Below are 24,787 nucleotides of genomic sequence, written 5' to 3'. Positions count from 1 at the left end.
CCGTACTCCAGGTGTCGACGGCGTTACGCGTTATGCCGCGCAAACGGCCGTCGTGAAGATCAGGTTTCGCGGGAAACCGTCGAGCGCATATCAGCGCGCGGCCATCGTGCAGCCGATTTCCTGGCGCGTGCCGTACAGCTTGTCGAGTTCCGACGGGTTCTGCGGCACAGCCGAGACCTGGTTGAGCCAGTCCCACTTGTCGGTGATGTGGTCCTTCACCTTGAACACGGTCCAGCGGCGCAGCATCTGGTGATCCCACGGACGGAAATACGCGGGTCCGCTGCTGTCGCCGAATTGCACCGTCTCCAGGCTTTGCACGATGTCCGCGCCCGATGTGCTCTTCGCCTGATTGACGCCCGCAAGCAGCGCGCGCGTCGTGAACCAGCCGATCCACGCCTTGTCGGCGGGCGGCTTGCCGTATTTCGCGGTGTACTTCTTGATGAACGCGACTTCTTCGGGCGAATGGCCGGGCGAGCTGAAGTGCCACGGCTTGCCGTAGTAGCCCGTCGCGGCATCGACGTTGATCGACCACAAATCCGAATCGCCGATGATCGGGCACGCGACGGGAATCTTGTCCTTCATGCCCATTTCCGCGTACTGCTTGAGGAAGGTCGACAGATCGCCGCCGGGCAGGCCGAGCAGCACGACGTCGGGCTTCGACTGGCGGATCTTGAGAATGAACGAGCTGAAGTCGGTGGTGTTGAGGGGCGTGACGTCGGCGCCCGTCATCGTGCCGCCTGACTGCTTCAGCAGATCGGACATCGAACGCTGGATGTCCTGCCCATACGCGTAGTTCGCGACGAGGAAATGCCACTTCTTGCCGATCGCGAGCAGCGACGGCGCGAGCGCGCGGCAGGTCACAGGCGTCGGGCTCAGCACGCGGAACGTGTACGGATTGCAGCTGCTGCCCGTCAGTTCGCGCGCGGCTGCATTCGGCGCGATGTAGGGCGTCTTCGTGCGATTCGCGACGGACGACATTGCCAGCGACGTGCCGCTGTTCGTCCCGCCGATCACCGCAATCACCTTGTCCTGTTCGACCAGCTTCTGCATGTTCTGCTGTGCCGATTGCGGATTCGGTTCGTCGTACCAGACGAGATCGAGGCGGCGGCCGCGCGCCTGGTTGTTCGCGTCGTCGAGCGCCATCTTCACGCCGTTCGCGATCACTTCGCCCTGTTCGGTCCACACGCCCTGCTTGGCCATCAGCAGGCCGAGCTTGAGCGGCTGCTCGCCCTGCGCGCGCACGATCGCGGGCGCCGCGAGCACGGCCGCGCCGCTCGCGATCGTCTTGCCCGCCGTCGCGAGCCAGTCGCGGCGCGTCATGCGCGTGCCGCTGCCGGCGCTTGCGTCGGCGTCGGCCGCTTGCGTGTCGTGGCTGAAAAGTTCATCCGTCTGCTTGTGCTTGTCGTTCATCTGTCTCTCCGCTCCTTTCGTATCCCGTGGATCGCGCGATGTCGTGCAGCACGCCGCGCATCAAAAACTTTTGGTGAACTCTAGTTCGAATTGGAATAGTATTCAACAATTAAAGCGAATTTCAGAGTATCCGGGTATTCACCTGGTACGCGGAAACGAACGGTGTTCAACCAAGGAGAAGAGACGATGGCTAGGAGACGTCTGGCGGTGATCGGCGCGGGCGCGATTGGACGCATGCATGTGGAGCGGGCGCGTCTGCATCCGCAGGCGGAGGTGGTGGCGATTGCGGACCCGTCGCCCGCTGCGCGTGAGTTCGCGCAGCAGGAAGGGCTGCGCTGGTTCGAAGGCTACGAGGCGATGCTGGACGACGTGCGCCCGGAAGGCGCGATCGTCGCGACGCCGAATGCGACGCACGTCGACGTCGGGCTCGCGTGCATTGCGCGCGGCATTCCTGCGCTGATCGAAAAGCCGATCGCCGATAACGTCGACGAAGCGCTGCGGCTGGCTCGCGCAGCGGATGAGGCGAACGTGCCGCTGCTGGTCGGTCATCATCGGCGGCACAATCCGATCTTGCGGCGCGCGCGGGAAATCGTGCAGTCGGGACGTCTCGGCAAGCCTGTCACGGCGAATGCGCTCGCAACGTTCTACAAGCCGGACGCGTATTTCGACGTCGAATGGCGGCGTCGCGCGGGCGGTGGTCCTGTGCTGATCAACCTGATCCACGACGTCGACATCATGCGTTTCCTGCTCGGCGATATCGTCGAAGTGCAGGCGTTGACGTCGAATGCGGTGCGCGGTTTCGAAGTCGAGGATACGGCCGCCGTGCTGTTGCGCTTCGCCAACGGCGCGCTCGGCACGCTCGCCGTCTCCGATTGCGCGGTCTCGCCGTGGAACTGGGATCTCGCCGCGGGCGAAGCGGCGCACTATCCGCGTCAGCAGGTGAACACGCATTTTCTGATCGGCACGGATGCATCGCTGACGCTGCCGCAACTCGACGTGTGGGAATACCGCGCGCGCAAGGGCTGGCACGAGCCGTTGACGGTCGAGCGCAGCACGCCGCACAGCGGCGATCCGTATCACGAGCAGTTGGGCCATTTCGCCGCCGTGATCGCGCGCGAAGAAACGCCGCTGTGTTCCGCCGACGATGCCGCGCGCACGCTCGCCGCGACGCTTGCCGTGCATCGGGCGGTGGCGGCGCGCGGGCCGGTGGCGCCCGCGCGTTGATGGCGTCTTATTGCGTCTGCAACGCGCGACGATAGAACGCCACGGTCTGCCGCAAGCCTTCGTCGAGCGAAGTGTGCGGCAGATCGGGCAGCAGTCGATCGAGCGCAGGGTCATGCGGAAATGCCGTCGCGATCGGCAGCGGCGCACCGGCGGCATCGATGCGCGCGTCGGGGACGAGCGTCGAGATTCTGTCGATCACGCTCGCGACGGACGCAATCTCGCCTGCCAGCGTGAATGCGTGTGCGCCTTCGATATCGCGCAGCAACGCCGCTTCATACGCGGCGGCGACATCGTCGGCGAATACGAAGCCTGTCGAGCCCGTGAACGGCATCGTGTAGCGCTCGCCGCGCGCGGCGGCGCGGCACGCGAGACTCGGCGCCGCGCTCGATCCCGTTTCGCGGCCCGCGCCATACACGACGAGCGGACGAAAGCCGACGCTCGCGATTCCGTGGTTGTTCCAGTACGCGCGCGCTGAGCCTTCGCACGCGAGCTTGAAGGCGCCGTAGTGCGTTTGCGGATGCGGCGTCGCGCCGTCGTCGGGTCCGAACACGCCTGCGCTGCTGGCGTACAGCACGCGTTTGAGGCCCGCTGCGCGCGCTGCGTCGAAGATGTTCAGCGTGCCGATCAGGTTGATCTGCGCGCCGCGCACCGGGTTCGCCGCGCAGTCCGGCGTGAGGATGCCCGCGAGATGAATCACGGCGTCGCAGTCTTGCAGCGCGCGCGTCACGTCGTCGGTTTGCGCGATGTCGCCTGTGCGCCATTGCACGGATGCCGCGTGTTCGGGCGCAAGCGCGTGCAGCAGTTGCGGCTTCGCGTGCAGATCGAACGCGACGCAATCGATGCCGCGCGCCAGCAGCCGCCGCATGATCCACGCGCCCAGAAAACCGCTGCCGCCTGTTACCAGTACCCGCATGTCTTTCCTCCTCGTCGTCACAAAATCTTTGCAAGATCGCATTTTGTGGAATAGTATTCCAGAAAGAAAGTTAGTTCCATAGTTGGTGAATTCCCCGGACGAGCAGAACCGAAGATGAAACGTGAACCGATTCTCGAATGCGATGTGCTGGTGCTGGGTTCCGGCGCGGGCGGGCTGTCGGCGGCCGTCACGGCGGCGGCCCAGGGCTTGCGCGTGATCGTCGCGGAGAAAGAGGACGTGTTCGGCGGCACGACCGCGTGGTCGGGTGGCTGGATGTGGATTCCGCGCAATCTGCTCGCGACGGCGGCGGGTATTCGCGAAGACATCGACGCGCCGCGCGGCTATCTGAAGAACGAACTCGGCACGCAGTTCGATGCGGCGAAGGCAGATGCGCTGCTCGAACGCGGCCCGGAGATGATCGAGTTTTTCGAGCGCAACACGGCGATGCGTTTTATCGACGGCAATCGCATCCCCGATTTCCACACGACGCCGGGCGCGGGAACGGGTGGCCGTTCCGTGTGCGCGATGCCGTTCGATGGGCGCGAACTCGGCGCGCTGATTCACAAGCTGCGCGAGCCGCTGGGCGTCGTCACGCTGAAGGGAATGGCCATTGCGTCGGGGCAAGACCTCGCGCATTTTTATCGCGCGACGCGCTCACTGAAATCGGCGCTGTATGTGACGCGCAGGCTCGCGACGTTCGCGTGGCAGAAGCTGCGCTACGGACGCTCGATGCATCTCGTCAACGGCAACGCGCTCGTCGCGCGGCTGTTGAAGTCGGCGGCTGATCGCAATGTCGATCTGCGCACGCGCGCCAAAGCGATCGGTTTGCTGCGCGACGATGCGCGCGTCACGGGTGCGCGTGTGGAGATCGAAGGTGTCGTGCATGAAGTGCGTGCGGCGCGCGGCGTCGTGCTCGCCTGCGGCGGCTTTCCGCACGACGTCGAACGGCGCGCACGCGAGTTCGCTTATACGCCGTCGGGGCGTGAGCACTGGTCGGCGGCGCCGCTCAGCAATACGGGCGACGGCATTCGGCTCGGCGAATCGATCGGCGGAATGTTCGACGGGTCGCTCGATGCGCCCGCTGCGTGGGCGCCTGTGTCGCTCGTGCCGCAACGTGGCGGCGCGCCGGATGTCGCGTTTCCGCATCTGATCGAACGCGCGAAGCCCGGCGTGATTGCCGTCACGCGCGCAGGGCAGCGCTTCGTCAACGAAGCGTCGTCGTATCACGATTTCATTTCGGCTTTGCTCGGCACCACGCCTGCGGGCCAGGAAGTGTGCGCGTGGCTGATCTGCGATCAGCGTTTTCAGCGGCGTTATGGGCTGGGTTTTTCGAAGCCGTTTCCGTTCCCGGTTACGCCGTATGTCCGCTCCGGCTACCTGAAGCGCGGCGCGACACTCGCCGAACTCGCTACGGCATGCGGCATCAACCCTCAAGGTTTGGAGAACACCGTCTCGGCCTACAACACCTACGCGAAAGACGGCTTCGATCCGCAATTCCACAAAGGCTCGACGCCGTATAACCGCGTGCAAGGCGACATGGAACACAAGCCCAATCCGTGCAACGCGCCGATCGAAAGTGGCCCGTTCTACGCGGTGAAATTGCTGCCCGGCAGTCTCGGCACCTTCTCGGGCCTCGCCACCGATGCGAACGCGCGCGTGCTCGACCGCAACGACCGCGCGATTCCCGGCCTTTACGCAGTCGGCAACGACAGCGCGAGCATGATGGGCGGCTGCTATCCGAGCGGAGGCATCACGCTCGGACCGGCGATGACGTTCGGCTATCTCGCGGGACTTTTTCTCGCTGGCGCGACGCATGACGAGACGCGCGCCTGCTCATCCATTCACATCAAAGGAACACTGCAATGACACTGTATGACACGGTCATGCTGGCGGTGAAAATCGGCACGAACGCGCAGGTTTTCGAAAGCATCAAGGCGAACGGCAATCAGGCGGGCGCGACGCTGCTCGGCTGCTGGTATTCGGATATCGGCGCGCTCGGCAAGGTGATGGTGCTGCGCGGCTTCGAATCGGAAGCGGCGCTGGTGAACGAGCGCAAGCGTCTGTTGCTCGAAGGCAATCCGTTCGGATGCGGCGAGTTCGTCGTTGATGTGAAGGTGGAAAGCTACGCGCTCTTCCCGTTTTTGCCGCCGATCGAACCCGCCGTGCATGGCGGCATCTATGAAATGCGCGTGTACGGCACGAAGCTCGCCAGCCTTCAACATACGATCGACGCATGGGAACAAGCCGTTCCCGAGCGCACGAAGCGTTCGCCGCTGATCGGCGCGATGTATTCGCTCGACGGCACCGTGCCGCGCTTTCTGAACATCTGGCCGTACGCGAGCGTCGACGAGCGTTCGCGGATTCGCGCGGAAGCCGTGAAAGACGGCATCTGGCCGCCGAAGGGCGGACCCGCGCATCTGACGACGATGGAATCGACGATCTACATGCCCGCGCCTTTCTCGCCGCTGCGCTGAACGGACTGAACACGAAACGCGAAACACGAAAACGGATAAAGGAGACACCATGAGCCAGGCTCAATCGCGGGCGCTGTCGCTGTCGGCGCTGACGGCACTCGAACTCGCTCCGCCGCAGATGGTTCAATGCGCAGTCGACGCGGGCTACGACTTCGTCGGCCTGCGTCTGTTGCCCGCGACGGATCATGAAGTGCGGCACGACATCGTCGGCGATACGCCGCTCCGGCGCGAAACGCTCGCGGTGCTGAAGGACACGGGCATGCGCGTGCTCGACGTCGAGATCATCCGCCTCAAGCCGGAGACGGATGTCGCGTCGTTCAAACCGATGCTCGAAACGGCCGCCGAACTCGGCGCGCGCTACGTGCTCGTAGCGGGCAACGATCCCGACGAAGCGCGCACCGTCGACAACCTCGGCAAGCTGTGCGATCTTGCGGCGCCGCTCGGCCTTTCGCCTTCGCTCGAACCGATGCCATGGACGGACGTGAAGAACATCACGCAGGGCGCGCGCGTCGTGAAGGCGAGCGGCAAGCGCAATACGGGGCTCATCATCGATCCGCTGCATTTCGATCGCGCGGCCTGTTCGCTGGATGAATTGCGCTCGCTGCCGCGCGACTACTTCGGCTACGTGCAGTTCTGCGACGCGCCCGCCGAGCGTCCCACGGACCTCGACACGTTGCTCTTCCAGGCGCGCTGCGAACGGATGATTCCGGGCGAAGGCGGTCTCGATCTCGCGGGCATTCTGCGAGCGTTGCCGGATCATCTGCCCGTCAGCATCGAAGTGCCGACCGAGCAGTGGGCGAAGACGACACCCGCAGTCGAACGCGCGCGCCGCTTGCGCGAAGCGACGCTTGCCGTCATCGAACAGGCTTACGCGACGACCTGAGCGACAAACTGAGCGTTTATCGCCACTCACGCGATGACCTGTCATGCGGCCTGAAGCACGAATCCGCTTGAATTCCAGTGTGGAATCGTGTTCTCATTTGCGCATGACTGATTGAATGAGACTACCCACATGGCAGGCAATCTGGAGCGGGCGCTGGCAGTGCTCGAACTGCTGGCGAAGAACGGCGGCCGCATGCCGCTCGCGGCGATCGCCGATACGCTCAACATTCCGCGCAGCGGCACGCATCGGCTGCTGTCGATGCTGATCGAAGAAGGCTTCGTGCGTCAGGACGAAGACCATGGCGAATACATGCTCGCGCTGAAGCTGGTGTCGCTCGCGCTGATCTATCTGTCGACGAGCGGCGTGTTCGACATTTCGCAGCCGGTGCTCGACCGGCTCGCGGAAACGTCCGGCGAACTGGCGCGGCTGGGCGTCGTCGAGGACGATCATCTGACCTTCGTTGGCAAGGCACAGGGCGCGAAGTCCGGTTTGCGCTACGACCCGGACATGGGCAGCCAGCCGCCGCTGCATTGCACGGCAAGCGGCCAGGCGTGGCTGTCGACGCTGTCGGACGAACGCGCGATCGAACTCGTCTCGAAGCAGGGCGGACTCGCCGCGAAGTCGCTGAACGCGCCGCGCGCACCGAAAACGATCCAGCAGTTCCTCAAGGATCTGAACGGCGCGCGTCAGCGCGGCTACGGCGTCGCGATCGAAACGTACGAAGCGGGCACGACGTCGATTGCCGCGCCCGTGCGCAATCCCGTCACGAACGAAGTCGTGGGGATCGTCAGTCTTGCCGGGCCGACCAGCCGGTTGCCGGAATCGCGATTGAAGGAACTCGCGCCGTCGCTGCTGAGCGCCGCGTCGGACATGGGCGCAGCGACGCTGAGTTCGCCGTACTTCAAGCGCGCGGGCATTGTTGCCGCGACGCCTGAAAAAGCGGAGAAGCCCGCGAGCGAAGGTAAGAAACGCGCCAAAGCTGTCGCGAAGGTGTAGCGGGAAGCGTGCTTACGCGCGCGTTGACGGCAAGCCGCGTCCTGCCTTGCGCGCTTCGTCGAGCATGAACTCGATGAACTGCGCCGTCGCGCGCGTGTGGTGCAGGTTCGGCATGTAGAGCATGTACATGTTCGTGCCGAAGATGCTGAGCCGCCACGTATCCAGCGCGGTGACGACGTCGCCGCGCCGGATGTCGTCATGCACCACGTAGTCGGGCACGAGTCCGACGCCCAGTCCTGCCAGAACCGCTTCGCGCAAGAACAGAAAATTCTCGGAGATCACGCCGGGCTCGAGCATCACCTCGTGTCGCTCGTCGTTCAGATAGGCAGCGAGACGCAGTTGCCTGCCGACTACCGCCGACGTAATCAGCGGCGCGGTGCGCAGGGCTTCGAGTTCGGCGGGCATGCCGTGCTGCGCGGCATACGCCGTCGACGCGCACGCCACCCAGCGCACCGGTCCCATATCGCGCGCGACGAGATTTTGCGGCGGCTCCGACATCACGCGCACGGCAATGTCCACTTCATCGCGCAGCAGGTCTTCGACGCGGTTTTCGAACATCACGTCGAGCACGATGCCGGGATACGCGCGTTTGAACGCGATCAGCCACGCCGACATCACCAGTTGGCCGTAGCCGCTCGGCACGGATAAACGCACACGGCCCTGCAGACTTTCGCCGAGTGTCGACACGGACTCTTGCGCGGCCAGCAGCGAATTGCGGATCGCGCGGCCATGCTCGTAGAGTTTCAGCCCGATCTCGGTCGGCTCGACGCGACGCGTTGTGCGCCTGACCAGTTGCAGGCCGAGCGACTTCTCGAACTGATTGAGGTGATAGCTGACATTGGCGCGAGTCATCTTGAGCCGCCGTGCAGCCTCGCTGAGGTTGCCGGCATCGATGATCTCGACCAGCAGCGTGAGCGCGTTGACGTCCAAGGCGGCGTTACTGTCAAAGATGACTTGACACTCTGTCAATCCGTGCTGAGATTGTCAATTGTGTTTATCGCCAGGACAATCGTCTGCGATTCCGCTCATCTGCCGCACGAGGAGACACAGACCGTGACGCCGACCCCCACTACCGCGCCCGTTTCGCATGAATTGCGCGGCAACATCCTGCTCGTTACCGTCGATAACCCGCCCGTCAACGCGCTGGGCGTCGATGTCCCGCGCGGTCTCGTCGCGGCCATCGAGGCCGCCGAAGCGAACGCGGCGGCGCGGGCGGTGCTGATCCTCGGCGCGGGGCGCAATTTCATCGCGGGCGCGGATATCCGCGAATTCGGCAAGCCGCCGCAAATGCCGACGCTGCCCGACGTGTGCAACCGCATCGAAGCGTGCAGCAAGCCGGTCGTCGTCGCGATTCATGGCGCGGCGCTGGGCGGTGGGCTCGAAATTGCGCTCGCGGCGCATTACCGGCTCGCGGTGGCGGGCGCGAAACTCGGCTTGCCCGAAGTGCTGCTCGGCCTGTTGCCGGGCGCGGGCGGCACACAGCGCGCGTCGCGTCTGATCGGCGCAGAAGCGGCGTTGTCGCTGATGCTGAGCGGCAAGCATATCGGCGAGCAGCAGGCGCTGAAGCTCGGACTCGTCGATCGCGTCGGACAGAGCGATGACGTGCTCGCCGAAGGCCTCGCGTACACGCAGCAACTGTTGGTCGATCATGCGCCGGTGCGCCGCACGCGCGATGCGCAGGCGCTCGCCGACAAGGACGCGAGCGCAGCCGCGATTGCCGCCGCGCGCGCCGATGCCGCGAAGAAATCGCGCGGTCTGCTGTCGCCGCTGAAGATCGTCGATTGTGTCGAAGCTGCGCTGACGTTGCCGTTCGAAGATGGTCTGCGTTTCGAGCGTGCGCAGTTTCTCGAATGTCTCGACAGTCCGCAGCGCTCGGCGCTCGTCCACGCGTTCCAGGCTGAACGTGAAGTGCAGAAAGCGCCGGAAACGCGCAGCGCGCAACCGAGGCCGGTCGCTTCCGTCGGCGTGGTCGGCGGCGGCACGATGGGCGCGGGCATCGCCGTCGCGCTGCTCGACGCTGGTTTGCCGGTGACGATGGTCGAGCGCGACGACGCATCGCTCGCACGCGGCCGTGCGCACGTCGAAAAAGTGTATGACGGCCTGATCGCGAAAGGACGTCTCACCGACGACGCCAAGGCGAAGAAGCTCGCGCGATTCAGCGGCAGCACGTCGTATGAAGCGCTTGCCGAAGTCGATGTCGTGATCGAAGCCGTGTTCGAAGACATGGCAGTGAAGCAGGCCGTGTTCGCGGAACTCGACCGCGTGTGCAAGCAGGGCGCCGTGCTCGCGACCAACACGTCGTATCTCGACATCGATGCGATCGCGGCGAGCATCTCGCGTCCGCAGGATGTGATCGGCCTGCACTTCTTCTCGCCCGCGCACATCATGAAGCTGCTGGAAGTCGTCGTGCCCGCGCGCGTGAGCGCCGACGTCGTCGCGACGGCCTTCGATCTCGCGAAGAAACTGCGCAAGGTGCCCGTGCGCGCGGGCGTGTGCGACGGCTTCATCGGCAACCGGATGCTCGCGGTGTATCGCGCGGCGGCGGATCATCTGATGGAAGACGGCGCGTCGCCGTATCAGATCGACAAGGCGGTGCGCGAGTTGGGCTTTCCGATGGGACCGTATCAGGTGATCGACCTCGCGGGCGGCGACATCGGCTGGGCGACGCGCAAGCGCCGCGCGGCCACGCGCAATCCCGACGCGCGCTATGTGCAGATTCCCGATCGACTGTGCGAGCGCGGCTGGTTCGGTCAGAAGACGGCGCGTGGTTTCTACCGGTATGAAGAAGGCAAGCGCGGTGGCATGCCCGATCCCGAAGTCGAAGCGATCATCGACACAGAACGCGAGCGCGCGGGCGTGACGCCGCGCGCATTCACCGACGAGCAGATCGTGCGCCGTTACATGGCCGCGATGATCAACGAAGGCGCGAACGTGATTCACGAGCGCATTGCGCTGCGACCGCTCGATGTGGATGTGACGCTGATGAACGGCTTCGGTTTCCCCGCGTATCGCGGCGGTCCGATGCATTACGCCGATACGATCGGCTTGCCTGCGTTGCTTGCGGATATCCGCGAGTTTGAAAAGGAAGATCCGATCTTCTGGAAGCCGTCGCCGCTGCTGGTGGAACTCGTCGAACGCGGTGCGACTTTTGCGAGCCTGAATCAGGCTGCGTGATGAGCGAGTGGCTGTGAGCGGCGGGTGTTAAAGATAGTCAAATCGACGGAATCGCCGTTGATGCAGTCGGCGCAAAGTCCGAGAATGAATCTGCGGTGACCGTACCGCAAGTGGCATTGTTAGAGCCGCAGCGATTGATGCTGCGGCTTTTTTTTGCGCCGTGAATAACGCTGTCCATGAATGCTATTGCGCGGCGCTCAGCCGCGGGCCCGGCCGCGACGGTTGCGACGATTCCTGCTGTCCTTTGCGCTGATCGGATACGGCTTCGATGCCCTGTCGTGTGACATCTTCGAGAAAGAGCAAACGGGCGCGAAAATATTCGGCGCGCAACTGTGCGTCCATGACCTGCTGTTCCGCGCGGAACAGTTCCATGCGCAACTCATTCAGCGCGCGCTCGGCTTGCTTCTCGGGAGTCGGAGCGTGGCGTGCTGCCCAGTTTGCAATCCACATCAGCATGATGAACCTCGCATTGTCAGGTGGCATTGCTCAAGCTGCGATCAGTTGCAGCGCTTTTCATCGACGACCTTGCTTGTCCGACATCGGCAGACTAACAAAACTGCGTCTGTCAGTTTGCTAAATAATGTTAGTGAAGTTTTGAATGCGTGCAGCGTATTTTTCAGTGGCGAGTGTTTTCATCACTTGACAATTGCTAAAAGATTTCAAGCGATGAATCTCATATAGTACGGGCACGGTTTCAAAACGAAGGCTGTCCGTCATTCAAAAAGGCAGAATCAGGGAGAAACTGCGATTGCGCATTTCTTTTCGAATGCGCCACACGCAGGGCTTACAAAGGCTTACCTGCCCACTCATACGATCGCACGGGGCGATATACGACAGTCATATGTCAGCGCAAGGGGACCACCCGATGTCGAAAAGAGGCGTACCGCACGATCTGACAATCTTTAAATGATTTTATTGCGCCCTCTTTTTATACTGTCCCCTCGATTGTGAAAAACAGGCGGTTGCCGGATGACGATTCGCGGGCAAACGGGGCAAGTTGGCGCATAGCGATCTGAATCGTCGTTGTTTTACCTGCGCGCCATTGGCTTGATGAACGTTTTCGCGTGCGGGGTTCTATGAGAATTGCAGTCCTGGACGATGATGTGGCGCAAGCCGATCTGGTCTGTCAATCGCTGGCGGTCGACGGACACGATTGTCATGCGTTCGCCGAAGGCACCGCGCTCGTGAAGCAGTTGCGCCGTCAGACATTCGATCTGCTGGTGCTCGACTGGAACGTGCCCGACATGTCGGGCGAAGAGGTGCTGAAGTGGGTGCGTCAGAGCCTCTCCGACCGTCTGCCCGTGCTGTTCATGACGAGCCGCAGCCGCGAGACGGACATCGCATCGATGCTGAACAAGGGCGCCGACGATTACGTCGTGAAGCCGGTGGCGACGAGCGTGCTGCTCGCGCGCGTCCGGTCGCTCCTGCGCCGCGCGTATCAGCTCAATCACGCGGCGACGAAAGAAAGCTTCGGCGAGTTCGAGTTCGAACTGGGCGCGAAGCAGGTCGTCGCGCGCGGCACGCCCGTCACGCTCACGCAAAAGGAATTCGAACTGGCGTTGCTGCTGTTCCGGCATCTGAGCCAGCCGCTGTCGCGCGCACATATTCTCGAAGCCATCTGGCGGCAGGACGTCGACATTCCGTCGCGCACGATGGACACGCACGTGTCGATGCTGCGCGCCAAGCTCGGGTTGCGCCCGGAACACGGTTATCGTTTGACGCCAATCTATGGATACGGCTATCGGCTGGAGCGGCTCGAAAAGGGGGATGCGTGACGGGGGTTGTACCGCGCAGAAGGTTGCCGCGCATCATTCCATTTCTTTTTGCAGCACTGGGCCTGCTTCCTACGGTTTCTCACGCGCAGTCATCCAATCCGCATGCATCCGGCGCGACTGCCATCTACACGACCCGGACAGGCGACACGCTGTACGACGTCGCCGATCGCTATCTGCGCGATCCGCGCGACTGGACCGTGCTGCGCGCGCTGAATCATGTCGCTGATCCTTTGCATCTGCAGCCTGGCGCGCAGTTGCGCTTGCCCGTCGCGTTGCTGAAGCAGGAGCCACGCGACGCGCGCGTCGTCGCCGTGAGCGGACCGGCGGCGCACGCGTTCCGACAGAATCCGTTTGTGCCCGTTACGGTCGGCATGGTGCTCGTCGAAGGCGACCGCGTGCGCACGGGGCACAACGGCTTCATGACGCTGGAACTCGACGACGGCTCGCACGTGTCCGTGCCGCAAGACAGCACGATCGAAATCGGCACGTTGCGGCAGACCGTGCTGACGGGCTCGAAGGATCGCGTGATCGAACTGAAGCAGGGCGAAGTCGACAGCGAGGTCAATCACGCGACGAAGAAAGACGACCGGTTCCAGATCCGCTCGCCATCCGTCGTCGCGGGCGTGCGCGGCACGCGCTTTCGCGTGAGCTATGACGGCGACGAGCAATCGACGGCTGTCGGCGTGCTCGACGGCGCAGTCGGCGTCGATGCAGCGCGCATGCGACCGCGCGCGCCGGGCGTGCCGTTGCAGGCATCGACGCAACTGATCGGCGCGCATTACGGCAGCGTGACGCGTTCGACGGGCGGCGTCGGCGGCCCGGTGGCCTTGCTGCCCGCGCCCGCGTTGGCCGATCCGGGCAAGGTGCAGGACGAGAAAGACGTCGCCTTCGATCTTGTGCCCGACGCGAATGCACGCGCGTATCGCGTGCAGATTGCGCGCGACGCCGATCTGTTCGACCTGATCCGCGATCAGCGCGTGAGCATGACGCACGCATCGTTCGGCGATTTGCCCGACGGCAACTACTTCGTGCGCATTGCATCGATCGACGGCATCGGCCTGGAAGGCTTGCCGCAGACCTATGCGTTCGAGCGCCGCCAGTTCGGGCTCGATGTGTCGGCGGGACCGCGCGCGGGGAGCCGCGACTTCGAGTTCCGCTGGCTCGCGAGCCGCACGGGCGTCGAAACGCGCTTTCGCTTCGTGCTCGCCACCACGGCCGATCTGCGCGAGCCGCTCGTCGATCGCACGGACCTGGCGGCTGGGCAGATCGTGGTGTCCGACTTGCCGCCCGGCGTCTACTACTGGACCGTGATCGCCGAGCAGTTCGACAACGGCAAGCTCTACCAGAAAGGCAGTTCCATCCGCTCGTTCACGCTGGCCCGGTGATGACCACCCGCGGCCCGCGTATGAGTTTCGATCCGCGCATCCGTCTCGGGCGGCCGGTTGGACGCCGCTTTCTGTTCGAATGGCTGTGCATAGGCTGCCTCGGCATCGCGGTGATTCTGGCGGGCTCGCTCGGCAGGCTGACGGCGAGCGTCGATCATCTCGTCTACGATGCCTTGCTGCGCTTTCACACGCATCCTGTGCTGTCCGATATCGCCGTCGTCGAAATCGATAATGCGAGCATCGCGCAACTCGGCCGCTGGCCCTGGCCGCGCGCCGTGCATGCGCGGCTGCTCGAACAGATCGCGAAAGCGAGTCCCGCAGCTGTCGTCTACGACGTGCTCTTCACGGAACCTTCTGCCGACGACGCGCAACTGGCGCGCGCGATCGCCGCAACGCCGACCTATCTGCCGATTCTCCTGTCGCCCGAACAGCCGAACGGCGAGCGCATCGCCGTCAAGCCCGTCGAGCCGCTCGCCGATGCAGCCGCAGGGCTCGGGCATATCAACCTCGAAGTGGATGCGGACGGCATCGTGCGCAGCGTCGCGCTGTTCGAAGGCGACGCGCACATGCGCTGGCCGCAGCTGACGGTGCCCGTCTGGCGCGCGATCCTGAAAGGCGAGGCGAAGCTCACGCACGGCGCGAGTGCGGCGGCGCAGGCGTCGGACGCAAGCGTCGCGCCGGAGCACGGCGAAACGCGCGTGCTGATCCCGTTCAGTCCGCTTGCGCAGACCTATCCGAAAGTCTCATTCGCCAGCGTGCTGTCGGGCGACGTGCCGCCCGACATGCTGCGCGGCAAGATCGTCGTAATCGGCGTGACGGCGTCCGGCTTGTACGACCGGTTCTCGACGCCCGTCTCCGGCCGGCTCGGCCCGCTGCCCGGCGTCTACATTCATGCGAACGTGCTCGATACGCTGGTGACGGGACGCGCGATCGATCCCGCGAGCGGCGTGTGGGTGTGTGTCGTGTCGCTGGTCCCGCTCGGCGTGCTGCTCGCGGGTCTGCTCGTGTTGTCGCCGCTGCGCTCGCTGCTGATGACGACCGTGCTGTGCGCGGCGATGCTCGCCGTCAGTGCCGCGCTGCTGTACGGCATGCGGCTGTGGATGTCGCCCGTGCCCGCGATTGTCGGACTGGCTGCGGTGTATCCGATCTGGAACTGGCGGCGGCTCGAAATGACGATGTCTTATCTGCGCAAGGAACTGCAGCGCCTCGCCGACGAACCGTATCTGCTGCCCGAAGCGCCGCAGCGTACGCGCGAATTTCGCGGCGATGCGCTCGCGCAGCAGATGGCGCTGATGGCGCAGGCGGCGCGGCGCGTGCAGGACATGAAGCGCTTCGTGTGGAGCAGCCTCGATAGCGTGCCGGAACCGATTCTCGTCAGCGACGTGCGTGGCGACGTGCTGATCGCGAATCACGCGGCGAAGACCTATTTCGAGCGGCTCGGCGCGGCGGCGCCCGAGGGCAGGCAGATGCGTCACGTGCTCGGCGAGCTTGGTTTCGTGAAGGCGATCGGCTCCAGTGCGGAAGCCGATGGTTTCGGACGCACGCATTGGCCCGCGATACTCGATCCGGGGCGAATCGCGTTTGCCGACATGATGGAGCAGGGCATCGAGGTGCGCGACCGCAATCAGCGCGATCATCTGTTGCGCTATGCGAAGTGCACGGATGCGCAAGGCGCGGTGATCGGCTGGATCGCCGGTCTCGTCGACGTGACGGCCGTGCATGCCGCCGAACGTCTGCGCGAAGATGCGCTGCGTCTGTTGTCGCACGATATGCGCTCGCCGCAGGCGTCGATTCTCGCGCTCGTCGAACTCGAACGCGCACGCGCGCCGGAATCCGAACGGATGCGAGATCTGCTGGGCCGCGTTGAACGTTATGCGCAGCGCGCGTTGATGCTCGCCGATGATTTCGTGCAACTGGCGCGCGCCGAATCGCAGGCTTATTCGCTTGAACCTGTGAGTCTCGTCGAACTGATGATCGACGCAAGCGATGAAGTGTGGCCGCAGGCGCAAGCGCGGCACATTCGCCTCGAAGCGGCCTACGACGAACAGGGCGATGGCCACTGGATCAACGCGGACCGTTCGCTGATGACGCGCGCGCTCGTCAACGTGCTGAACAACGCGGTGAAATATAGTCCGCCCGACACGCGCATTACGTGCACGGTCGCGCAGGAAAGGAGCGCGACGGCTGAACTGCCGCCGCGCGTGCGCTGCACGGTCCGCGACGAGGGCTATGGCATGTCCGCCGAAAACCAGGCGCATCTCTTCGAGCGCTTTCAGCGTTTTCACGAAGTCGAACGTCCCGAAGCGACGGGCACGGGGCTCGGCATGGCGTTCGTGAAAGCCGTCGTGACGCGGCATGGCGGCGACGTGCAGGTGGAGAGCGCGCCCGGCAAAGGGACGGCGTTGACGATCACGTTGCCGGGACTCGATGAAGCAGCGTGAGCGAACTGGTTTCGACCGAAGCGAGAAGAACGTGAAGAAAATGCTGGGTGGTGCTGTCGTTGTCGTTGCGAGCGTGGCCGGACTCGCGGGATGTGCGGGCGTGACGACGGACGTTCAGGTGTCGGGGACGCCGCTCGTGCTCCAAGGCGAGCGCACGTACGCAATCGTTCCGACGCCGTCGCAGGAAGCAAACGCCACGCGCGAACAGTACGAGGCGCTGATTCACAGCGAGCTTGGCAATTACGGGCTGGTGGATCGTGCGGCGGATCGCGCGAGCTACATGCTGTCGCTTGCCTACGATACACGGCCGTCGGGCGTCGGCGTGATCGTCGATGACTGCGCGGACGCGGCGTGCGGCAGCGCGACGAAGCCAGGCTTTGCGCTGTTCGGGCGCGAGTACCGGCATTCGATGACGCTGCGTCTGTTCGATTCGTCGACGGGCAAGGAAGTGTACAAAGTCACGGCCACGAGCCTGGATCGCAATGCGGACACGCTGCATCCGATTCCGTGGCTCGTCAAAAGCGCGTTCGCGCAGTTTCCCTTTACGGACTACGGCAACTGGCGCGTGAAGCTGCGCGGCGGCGAAGCGGGCGGCAGGCCGGAAGTCGTGACGATGAAGCAGGTTGGCAGATGACTTTCTGCCGCCTGACCTCACGGCTTATTACGGGTTCTCCTTGTTCCTGAACGCCGCCTCGCCCGCATCCGATACTTCGACCCATTTCCTGTCGGGCGGCGCATCTTCGACGTAACTGTCGTGCCAGTTCCACCATTTGTAGGTCGGCGTCTGCGGATAGCCTTCGGGCGAGTCTTCCCACAGCTCTTGGCGGCCTAACGGCGTGATGTCGAGATAATTCCACGTGCCGCCCATCTGTTCATCGCCGCGATTGTTGATGAAGTATGTGCGGAAAACGCGCTCGCCGTCGCGATAGAACACATTCGTGCCGTGCCATTCGCTGACGCCGAAATCGCTGTCGAAGCTGTCGGTGATCGTGAACCACGGCATCTGCCAGCCCATGTGCGCCTTCAGTCGCGCGATGTCCGCTTGCGGCGCGCGCGAGACGAACACGAGCGTCGTATCGCGTGCATTGAGATGCGCAAGATGCGCGACCTGATCCGCGACCATCGAGCAGCCCCGGCACGCATGCTCCGGCCAGCCAAATACGCCAGGCTCGAAGAACGCTCGATAGACGATCAACTGACTTCTGCCGTCGAACAGGTCGGGCAGACTCAGCTTGCCCGCCGGGCCTTCGAATGCGTATGACTTATCGACGGCAGTCCATGGCATGCGGCGGCGCTCGGCGGCGAGCGCATCGCGTGCGCGGGAGTGGGCCTTTTCCTTGACGAGCAGCTGCTGGCGCGCTGCCTCCCAATCCTGCTGCGAGACAACGGGCGGCGTGCGCATCGCGGGCTGTTCGCGCTTCGTTCCGTTCTGGTCTGATGATGACATGGCTCGTGCGACCTCCTGATTTGAACAAGCTGCCGCGCTCCGTGGATGGGGCGCGGCTTTATCGCTTGCTGATTGTCGAGAGACAGTGTGGACCTGGAACGGAAGCGCCGGGAGTAACAAGTCTGACGACATTTCCTGAGAACCGTGGGTCGCAACGGACGTGCCTGATTGATGCGTGCGGCTTCCTGCTTTTCAGTTCGCGCTTACACGCCTTGCGAACATGCCCGGAGGACTCGGCGTGCGCTCATCGCTCTCCAGTACGTGAGGAAGCGCCCGCCGAACACACCCGCGACCACGCCCGACACTGCCGCGCTCAGCAACACGTATCCGCCGAGCGCCGCGAGACTCGTCGCGGTCGCCAGTTCGACGCCGAGCCAGAACTTGGCCGCGAACGTGATGACGATCAGCACGAGCGGCACCATGGAGCCTGGCAGCATGACCGTGTTCGCAGCGGGATCGACGATGAAGCGCGTCCGGCTCGCGATGAAGACGCCACCCGCGATGCCGATCAGCGCGCCGACCACCCAGACGATGACGGACGACCAGCCGGCCAGCGGATCGGTGATCAGATGCAGGATGCCCCACGCCGTGAAGATGAGCGGCACGATGGCGAGTTTCGAAAGCGGCGCGGTGCCGCTGTTCATGGCCTTGAACCCGCGCGAGAGCAGGTAGACGAGCAGCACCCAAACCCAGATTGGCGTGCCTTGAATGATGGCTGCGAGCGGCATGATGACCTCCTTCAGACGGAATGTGGATCAGCGAATGAGGTGCATCGTAGCGGTGGGGAATTAGAGAAGAATGAGGAGGGGTGTTGGCCGGTTCCCTCGGGGAGATCGCGTTGACCGGAAAGAGATATGGCCTTGCTGGCACACGCCACCGCAAATGAGCGAAGCACGATCTTATCTGGCTGACGTCGCCTTCAAACATTTCTGAGATCGGCGCTCCGCGAGGTGTGTTTGAATCCGTGAGGAAGATTCGTCAGATATAAAGTTCGGATACCAAAGTAAATAGATCGAAAGAATTGCGTGATAGGGACTGGATCGGACGACGGACGCATCAAGCAGGGAGGTTGATATGCGACGGTACAACATCAAGCTGGGTGACAAGACAACGAATGGAGGGGTAGTAATCGAGGGAGACAGAACGACGACGCATCACGGAACGCCGCTAAGTTATCTGGGCGCGAAGGTCATGTGCTCCGCGTGTGGGTCGGTTGGTGTGATCGTCGCGACTGGTCCCAGACGTCCGTTTTCATTTATGGGTAAGGATGCCGCACTGGACGGCGATATCTGCGTGTGCAACTGCCATCCTTCACCGGAACTTCTCGCGTCTCAGAACACCATGAGCGAGTCCTTTGAAACGGGTGAACTGGAGGCCATGGGTTTTGGCGCGAGCGGTAAGCCACTGGCGCGCGCCCCGACAGGCGACTTCGACGAACAGATTCGAGTGGTCGATCACGACGGGAGGCCGTTGTCCGGTGTTCCGTACCACATTCGTACAGCGTCGGGCGCGATCTACAAGGGCCTGACAGACGAGCACGGACGTTGCTCGCGTGTGTACACGACAGAGGCGCAACAATTGGACGTTGCGCTGGGAGTCAAGGCATTGCAGCGCTGGAAATCATGAGCACATACACATATCGGGCGTCGACGAACCAGCGAAAAGACTCCCTGAAGGACGTCGTTGGACCGCTGATGCCTGCGCGGATGTTCTTTTTTGTCGTTGTGGAGGAGCCGGGCAGGGACGGATTTCTTGTCAGGCGCACTTACGCGACCGTGAATGACCCGTATCTTGTGGATCTGAACCTTGGTCCGCTTGGGAACGCAAGGCAGGCATTTCCGGAGCGATACGGGCTATGGCCACGAGGTGCTGCAGACTCGCCGGCGACTATCGCGGAGCATGTCCTTCAGTTCGAACAGATCACTTCATACGCTTCGACCAGCGCCAACTATCCGGGCGGCGCCGGACGCTTCACGGGAAAGACCGTCTACGTAGATATCGCCGCAGCGAAGCGGTCCGGCGCCAGGCTGGTAACGACGGCGGAGATCGTTCAGGCCATCGACCAATACGCAGAGTCTGGCATCAATTCGGAGAGACGGCGTTGGGCGGGGCATATCAAGCGTAAGGTCGAAGCGCTCGATAGCGAGGTACTTGTACAACCAAAACCGTCGGTGCCTGCCACCGGCATATTTTCGCAACGAGGGCTTGGCATATCGCTTGGTCTGATCAAATACGCCCGTGTCGTCCAGGTGTTTGGCCTGGCGCTTACGGCTTACGATGTCGCCGTGTCCGTTGACGAGGGGATCACGCTGAGGAGCATACGGCCGATCGAAAAGGAGGCTATCCGGCAGATCGGCGGATGGGGCGGCGGCGCAGCGGGGAGTTGGGCGGGTGCGGTTGCGGCCGCACGCATCGGTGCAGCAACGGGCTCGGTCGTCGGCATCGAACTGGGGCCGGGCGCCGTTATCACCGGTATGATCGGCGGCATCCTGTTCGGCGCAATCGGCTATTTTGCTGGCGCAGAGATTGCCGGACATGTTCAAGACAGGTAGGAGGACAGGTGTTCTTCGGGAAAGAGAATCAGGAACAGAAGCAACGCAAGCGGGCGGAAAAAGAAACGATCACCTCGCTTGAAAATACGTTTGGACGCACGTTCGAACAGTTGCGGGCACTTTTCGAAGGTGGCCCGTCACAGCTCGAGTCGGAATCGTTTGGCGACTATCCGGGCGCCTCGTATCAAGGCGGATTGGGTATCAACGTGTGGAGCCTCGTGTTCGACATCGAGTCGCACCAGTTCCCGCGCTTTCTGAATCTTGTTCGCGAAGGGAGTGAACAAACCGATTGGCTGTGTTTTCGACGCATAGAAAATCGCAACGTCTCGACGCTGCTGGCAACCGAATCGCGTTTCCGTGGCGTGGCAGTGCGCATGCTATCGAATGATGCCCAGCTTATCCGCCGAATCGAAACTTCCGATTTCAATCCAGCCCCGCCGTGGATTGCGATGTACGAGCATGGGCCGTTCATGCATCTGACTCAGGGCGCAGAAGAGTATTGGGACATTTACATCTGGCGACGTTTCTGGCGTGGCCGGACCCTGGAACAACAACGAGCGTTCCTGAGCAAGGCGCGCGAAGAAACGATCGGCTACATCGCCGACGAGCAGTGGGCCGACTGGATGCTGGAGATCAGGATGAGCGACCCGCGCACACGGACACTCGATTGAGAGTGCCGCGCCTCGGTTCCCCAACCACAGTAAGGCCCAGTAAGAACCCCATTTGAATCGTTGCGCCCGAAAACACTCTGACCTTATTTGGGGAGTGTTCTATGAAAAAAGCTGTACCTGTATTGCTGTTGGCTGTTTCGTGTGTCGTCGCGCAGAGCCAGGCGTTCGCGCAATACGCCCCGGGCGATGATGGCGGCCCGGGCCGTCATCCCGTCGCCGACGAGCGTGGCGGCCCTGATGGCCCCGGCGGTCCGCAAGGGCCTCAAGGTCCTCAAGGTCCGCAAGGCCCCGACGCGCATCGCCCCGTGCCGCATCGCGACTGGCATCGCGGCGACCGCTTGCCGCCCGACTATCGCCGTTCGCAATATGTCGTCGATGACTGGCGCGCGCATGATCTGCAGCCGCCGCCTTCGGGTTATCAGTGGGTTCAGGTCAACGGCGACTTCGTCCTCGCCGCGATCGCAACGGGCGTGATCTCGAGCATCCTGCTCGCGCCGCATCGCTGATCCATGAAAAATGCCGCCCGTGAAGGGCGGCATTTTCAACGCGCGCAGGCAACGAAGACGCTAACCCTCACGACGAAACGTCAGCGTCACGCGAAACCCGCCTTCCGGCGCGTTATCGCATTCGAACTGTCCGCCGTTATACCGCGTGAGCCGTCGCACGATCGCGAGACCCAAACCGCAATGCGCGTCGCCGCCACGCGCCGGGTCGAGTCGCGTGAAAGGCTGCAACGCGCGTTCGAGGTGTTCGCGCGGAATCCCCACGCCATGATCGCGCACGGTGAGCGTGTAGACGCCGTTATGCGCGGACGTCGAAATCTCGACGGGCGGCTCGCCGTAGTTCATCGCGTTTTCGATCAGGTTCGACAGTATCCGGTCGAGATCCACGAGCGGCAGATTGAAGCCATCGCCCGCATTCAGATGCAGACGCACGAGCGCTTCGTCGTCGAGTCCGTCGCCATAGTGACGCCGGCAATGCGCATCGACGTTCGCTTGCGGCGATGGATCGGCGGTATCGCGTGCATAGTCGAGAAACTGCGTGACGATGCGCGACAGCGACTCGGCATCGCGCAGAAAGCCGCTGCGATTGGCTGCATCCGGCAACAGGTCTGCGCGCACCTGCATGCGCGTGATCGGCGCGCGCAGATCGTGCGCGACGCCCGCGAGCATCACCGCGCGCTCCTGCTCGGCCTTGCCGAGTTCGCTCATCATCTCGTTGAAATCGCCGATCAGCGAACGCATTTCGGCGGGACCGCTTTCCGGCACGGGCGGCACGCGTCGTCCGATTCTGAATTCGCGCGCCGCGCCCGCGAGCCGGTGCAACGGACGCTGAAACTGCCATGCGGCGAGCAGCGCCGCGCACACGGCCAGCACCAGCATCACCAGCGACGATCCGAGAAAGCGCATGCCAGGCAGATTGGCGTTGCGCATATACATCCAATACGGCTCGCTTCCATAACGTATCCACAGCGACCCCGTGCGCGGATCGAACACGACGCGGCTGCCGGGCGGCAGGCGCGGCAGCAGATCGTGTTCGAACGGCGCATTGGTGCCCGTGCACGGCGTGGGACAGCCGGAACTGAGCACATCGGCATCGGCGATATATTCGATGCCGAGCGTCTGCGCGACGTGCCGTGCGCTCGCTTCGCCATCGTGCTTCGCCTGCACCGCGAGCATCACGTCGCGGCGCGCATGTTCGGCATCGATCTGGCCGCGCTCGCGATCCACGACGAACAGCGACGTCACATGCACGGCCACGATCAGCCCGACCGTCATCGTCGCGAGACGGCCCAACAGCGTATTGAACGGATTCTTCATTGCGATGCGTCGCTGCCTTCGCTGCTGCTTTCGCCACCATCGCTGTCGCCTGTTTCGCCCGGCACGAACATATAGCCGATACCGCGCATCGTCTGGATACGTCGTGGCGCAGCGGGATCGTCTTCGAGCAGCCGACGCAGACGCCACACGGGGACATCGATACCGCGCTCCGTCACTTCGGAATCGGGACCATGCAACAGATCGACGATACGCGTGCGCGACAGCGTTTCCATCGGATGCTGCGCGAACACTTCGAGCAGCGCGTATTCGCTGCCCGTCAGCTTGATCGGCTCGCTGTCGCGAAAGAGCGTGCGCGACGCGAAGTCGAGCCGGAAGCGTCCGAACACGAGCGCCTCGCGATGCTCGGCGGGCGGCGCTTCGGGATGCAGCGCGTGACGGCGCAGCACGGCATGAATGCGCGCAAGCAGTTCCTGCGGCATGAACGGCTTGCCGAGATAATCGTCCGCGCCGAGTTCGAGGCCGATCACGCGATCGACGCCATCCGCGCGCGCCGTCAGCATGACGACGGGAATCGTGTCGCCGCTCGCGCGCAGCTGCTTGAGCGCGGTGAGTCCGTCGACGCCGGGCATCATCAGATCGAGCACGACGATCGACGGACGCTCGCGTTCGAGTCTGCGCGCAAGATGCGTGGCGTCGTGCAGCACCGAAAATTCGATGCCGCGTTGCTGGAAGAAATCGCGAAGCAGGTCGCGCAGGTCGGCGTCGTCGTCGACGAGCAGCACCTGAATGGGCGTGTCGGGCATGGTGTGAGCAGGCTGCGCCGGGCTGTGCCGCTTGGGACGGGCAGCGCCCTTGCCGCCGGGTATCGGATCTGCGTATGACTATAGCGCAACGCGGTGCGGCCCCGGTTCTGGGGACTTAGCAAGTCTTACGAAGTCTTAGCGGATTGCAACGACTCTGCAACGTCTGTTTGCAGGGCCTTTCAGGTCAGGCGCGGGCGGGTTCGAATGCAGCTTGTGCGCCCACGCATTTCAACGCCGACGCAAGCGTGTGATCGGCCTCCACATCCGCGCGCGATTCCGCCGACATCAACAGCCGCTTGTGCAAAAACCCCGTCAATGCCGCGTGAATGAATCCGGCGGCGGCGCGCGTGTCGACGTCGGGCGGCAACTGTCCGCGCGCGGACGCCGCGCGTAACGCCGCGTCGATCTGCGCTTCGGCGCGCAACGCGGCCATCGACACGCGCTCGTAAAACGCCGCCGTTTCCGCCGTCACTTCGCACTTCGTCAACGCGATGCTGTACAGACGCCGCGCGCGCCGCAGATGCAGCGCGTCGCGCAGACGCTGCCGCAACTGCGCATGCAGATGTTGCAACGGATCGGCGTCCTGATCGCAGGCTTGCACGACGAACGGATCGAGCGGCATGTCCGCGCATTCGTAGATCGCCTGAAACACGGCCTCCTTGTTCCTGAAGTGCCCGTACACGGCGCCACGCGTGACGCCCGCTTCCGACGCGATGTCTTCCAGCGATGCGCGCGCAAAGCCTCGCACGAAAAACACGCGCTCGGCGGCTTCGATGATCTTCGCCCGCGTGTCGAGCGCCTGTTGCTTCGTTCGTCCCATGACGGGTGCCTCTCAAGAATCTCGCGGCCATCGTAGTC

Annotated in this window: 23 protein-coding genes; 14 read left to right on the top strand and 9 right to left on the bottom strand. The window is 63.5% G+C overall.

The genetic code is table 11. The features are described from left to right. Nucleotides 1–90: 90 nt before the first annotated feature. Entirely contained in the window at nucleotides 91–1,410 is a 1,320-nt protein-coding gene (locus tag QEN71_RS29985; protein ID WP_201649387.1) for an ABC transporter substrate-binding protein, read from the bottom strand. Between the two features lie 186 nt (nucleotides 1,411–1,596). Here QEN71_RS29985 and QEN71_RS29980 point away from each other — a divergent pair, with 186 nt between their 5' ends. Beyond that, nucleotides 1,597–2,634 carry a Gfo/Idh/MocA family protein gene (locus QEN71_RS29980; protein ID WP_201649388.1) on the top strand — a complete coding sequence of 346 codons (1,038 nt, stop codon included), beginning with the start codon at nucleotides 1,597–1,599 and terminating at the stop codon, nucleotides 2,632–2,634. 7 nt (nucleotides 2,635–2,641) lie between these two features. Here QEN71_RS29980 and QEN71_RS29975 read toward each other — a convergent pair whose 3' ends face one another. After that, on the bottom strand, nucleotides 2,642–3,547 hold the full coding sequence (locus QEN71_RS29975) for an NAD-dependent epimerase/dehydratase family protein (protein ID WP_201649389.1): 906 nt from the start codon (nucleotides 3,545–3,547) through the stop codon (nucleotides 2,642–2,644). A gap of 114 nt (nucleotides 3,548–3,661) precedes the next feature. Between QEN71_RS29975 and QEN71_RS29970 the strand changes: the two genes are divergently transcribed. From QEN71_RS29970 to QEN71_RS29955, 4 genes are all read left to right on the top strand, one after another. Beyond that, complete coding sequence (locus QEN71_RS29970; protein ID WP_201649390.1) at nucleotides 3,662–5,413, top strand: FAD-dependent oxidoreductase; 1,752 nt, start codon at nucleotides 3,662–3,664, stop codon at nucleotides 5,411–5,413. Next, nucleotides 5,410–6,021 (top strand): NIPSNAP family protein, encoded by a 612-nt coding sequence (locus QEN71_RS29965; protein WP_201649391.1) that lies wholly within the window; start codon nucleotides 5,410–5,412, stop codon nucleotides 6,019–6,021. Before QEN71_RS29970 ends, QEN71_RS29965 begins: the two co-directional genes overlap by 4 nt. A 49-nt stretch (nucleotides 6,022–6,070) precedes the next feature. Continuing rightward, nucleotides 6,071–6,904 carry a sugar phosphate isomerase/epimerase family protein gene (locus QEN71_RS29960; protein WP_201649392.1) on the top strand — a complete coding sequence of 278 codons (834 nt, stop codon included), beginning with the start codon at nucleotides 6,071–6,073 and terminating at the stop codon, nucleotides 6,902–6,904. 129 nt (nucleotides 6,905–7,033) lie between these two features. Continuing rightward, nucleotides 7,034–7,900: an IclR family transcriptional regulator gene (locus QEN71_RS29955; RefSeq protein WP_233471743.1), complete on the top strand. Its 867-nt coding sequence runs from the start codon at nucleotides 7,034–7,036 to the stop codon at nucleotides 7,898–7,900. Between the two features lie 12 nt (nucleotides 7,901–7,912). On the opposite strand, the gene QEN71_RS29950 is transcribed toward QEN71_RS29955, so the two are convergent. After that, nucleotides 7,913–8,830: a LysR family transcriptional regulator gene (locus tag QEN71_RS29950; protein ID WP_201649393.1), complete on the bottom strand. Its 918-nt coding sequence runs from the start codon at nucleotides 8,828–8,830 to the stop codon at nucleotides 7,913–7,915. Between the two features lie 123 nt (nucleotides 8,831–8,953). On the opposite strand from QEN71_RS29950, the gene QEN71_RS29945 reads away from it, so the two are divergent. Beyond that, nucleotides 8,954–11,074, top strand: coding sequence for a 3-hydroxyacyl-CoA dehydrogenase NAD-binding domain-containing protein (locus QEN71_RS29945; RefSeq protein ID WP_201649394.1), 2,121 nt, complete (start codon nucleotides 8,954–8,956; stop codon nucleotides 11,072–11,074). 183 nt (nucleotides 11,075–11,257) lie between these two features. Here the strand turns inward: QEN71_RS29945 and QEN71_RS29940 are convergent, their stop codons facing one another. Then, nucleotides 11,258–11,530, bottom strand: coding sequence for a hypothetical protein (locus QEN71_RS29940; RefSeq protein ID WP_201649395.1), 273 nt, complete (start codon nucleotides 11,528–11,530; stop codon nucleotides 11,258–11,260). Nucleotides 11,531–12,150: 620 nt separating this feature from the next. Between QEN71_RS29940 and QEN71_RS29935 the strand changes: the two genes are divergently transcribed. The 4 genes from QEN71_RS29935 to QEN71_RS29920 are packed head-to-tail and all read left to right on the top strand — an operon-like array spanning nucleotide 12,151 to nucleotide 17,309. Further along, nucleotides 12,151–12,849 carry a response regulator transcription factor gene (locus QEN71_RS29935; RefSeq protein WP_201649396.1) on the top strand — a complete coding sequence of 233 codons (699 nt, stop codon included), beginning with the start codon at nucleotides 12,151–12,153 and terminating at the stop codon, nucleotides 12,847–12,849. Continuing rightward, complete coding sequence (locus tag QEN71_RS29930; protein WP_233471744.1) at nucleotides 12,846–14,234, top strand: FecR domain-containing protein; 1,389 nt, start codon at nucleotides 12,846–12,848, stop codon at nucleotides 14,232–14,234. Before QEN71_RS29935 ends, QEN71_RS29930 begins: the two co-directional genes overlap by 4 nt. Beyond that, the gene (locus QEN71_RS29925) at nucleotides 14,234–16,675 is read left to right on the top strand and encodes a CHASE2 domain-containing protein (protein WP_201649397.1); all 2,442 of its coding nucleotides are present in this window, start codon (nucleotides 14,234–14,236) and stop codon (nucleotides 16,673–16,675) included. Before QEN71_RS29930 ends, QEN71_RS29925 begins: the two co-directional genes overlap by 1 nt. Before the next feature lie 40 nt (nucleotides 16,676–16,715). After that, on the top strand, nucleotides 16,716–17,309 hold the full coding sequence (locus QEN71_RS29920; RefSeq protein WP_233471763.1) for a DUF4136 domain-containing protein: 594 nt from the start codon (nucleotides 16,716–16,718) through the stop codon (nucleotides 17,307–17,309). Between the two features lie 27 nt (nucleotides 17,310–17,336). Here the strand turns inward: QEN71_RS29920 and QEN71_RS29915 are convergent, their stop codons facing one another. Together QEN71_RS29915 and QEN71_RS29910 are read right to left on the bottom strand one after the other, a co-directional pair. Beyond that, a complete protein-coding gene (locus QEN71_RS29915) occupies nucleotides 17,337–18,122 on the bottom strand; it encodes a DUF899 domain-containing protein (RefSeq protein WP_201649399.1) in 786 nt (261 codons plus the stop codon). A gap of 203 nt (nucleotides 18,123–18,325) precedes the next feature. Further along, nucleotides 18,326–18,850, bottom strand: a complete 525-nt coding sequence (locus tag QEN71_RS29910) for a DUF6622 family protein (protein WP_201649400.1) — start codon at nucleotides 18,848–18,850, stop codon at nucleotides 18,326–18,328. A 346-nt stretch (nucleotides 18,851–19,196) separates the two neighbouring features. On the opposite strand from QEN71_RS29910, the gene QEN71_RS29905 reads away from it, so the two are divergent. The 4 genes from QEN71_RS29905 to QEN71_RS29890 all read left to right on the top strand — a co-directional run bounded on the left by QEN71_RS29905 (nucleotide 19,197) and on the right by QEN71_RS29890 (nucleotide 21,851). Beyond that, entirely contained in the window at nucleotides 19,197–19,748 is a 552-nt protein-coding gene (locus QEN71_RS29905; RefSeq protein ID WP_201649401.1) for a PAAR domain-containing protein, read from the top strand. Then, nucleotides 19,745–20,674 (top strand): glycine zipper family protein, encoded by a 930-nt coding sequence (locus QEN71_RS29900; RefSeq protein ID WP_201649402.1) that lies wholly within the window; start codon nucleotides 19,745–19,747, stop codon nucleotides 20,672–20,674. The genes QEN71_RS29905 and QEN71_RS29900 overlap by 4 nt, the downstream gene beginning before the upstream one ends. An 8-nt stretch (nucleotides 20,675–20,682) precedes the next feature. After that, on the top strand, nucleotides 20,683–21,345 hold the full coding sequence (locus QEN71_RS29895; protein ID WP_201649403.1) for a hypothetical protein: 663 nt from the start codon (nucleotides 20,683–20,685) through the stop codon (nucleotides 21,343–21,345). A 101-nt stretch (nucleotides 21,346–21,446) separates the two neighbouring features. Continuing rightward, nucleotides 21,447–21,851, top strand: coding sequence for an RcnB family protein (locus QEN71_RS29890; RefSeq protein WP_201649404.1), 405 nt, complete (start codon nucleotides 21,447–21,449; stop codon nucleotides 21,849–21,851). Between the two features lie 60 nt (nucleotides 21,852–21,911). Here the strand turns inward: QEN71_RS29890 and QEN71_RS29885 are convergent, their stop codons facing one another. The 3 genes from QEN71_RS29885 to QEN71_RS29875 form a co-directional block, all read right to left on the bottom strand. Then, a complete protein-coding gene (locus tag QEN71_RS29885; RefSeq protein WP_201649405.1) occupies nucleotides 21,912–23,165 on the bottom strand; it encodes an ATP-binding protein in 1,254 nt (417 codons plus the stop codon). Next, on the bottom strand, nucleotides 23,162–23,929 hold the full coding sequence (locus tag QEN71_RS29880; protein WP_201649406.1) for a response regulator: 768 nt from the start codon (nucleotides 23,927–23,929) through the stop codon (nucleotides 23,162–23,164). Before QEN71_RS29880 ends, QEN71_RS29885 begins: the two co-directional genes overlap by 4 nt. Before the next feature lie 184 nt (nucleotides 23,930–24,113). After that, nucleotides 24,114–24,749 carry a TetR family transcriptional regulator gene (locus tag QEN71_RS29875; protein WP_201649407.1) on the bottom strand — a complete coding sequence of 212 codons (636 nt, stop codon included), beginning with the start codon at nucleotides 24,747–24,749 and terminating at the stop codon, nucleotides 24,114–24,116. Between the last annotated feature and the right edge of the window lie 38 nt (nucleotides 24,750–24,787).

Source organism: Paraburkholderia sabiae (assembly GCF_030412785.1).
Classification (GTDB): domain Bacteria; phylum Pseudomonadota; class Gammaproteobacteria; order Burkholderiales; family Burkholderiaceae; genus Paraburkholderia; species Paraburkholderia sabiae.
The sequence above is the reverse complement of the archived record's forward strand: the minus strand, read 5'-3'. Positions and strand labels throughout refer to the sequence as shown.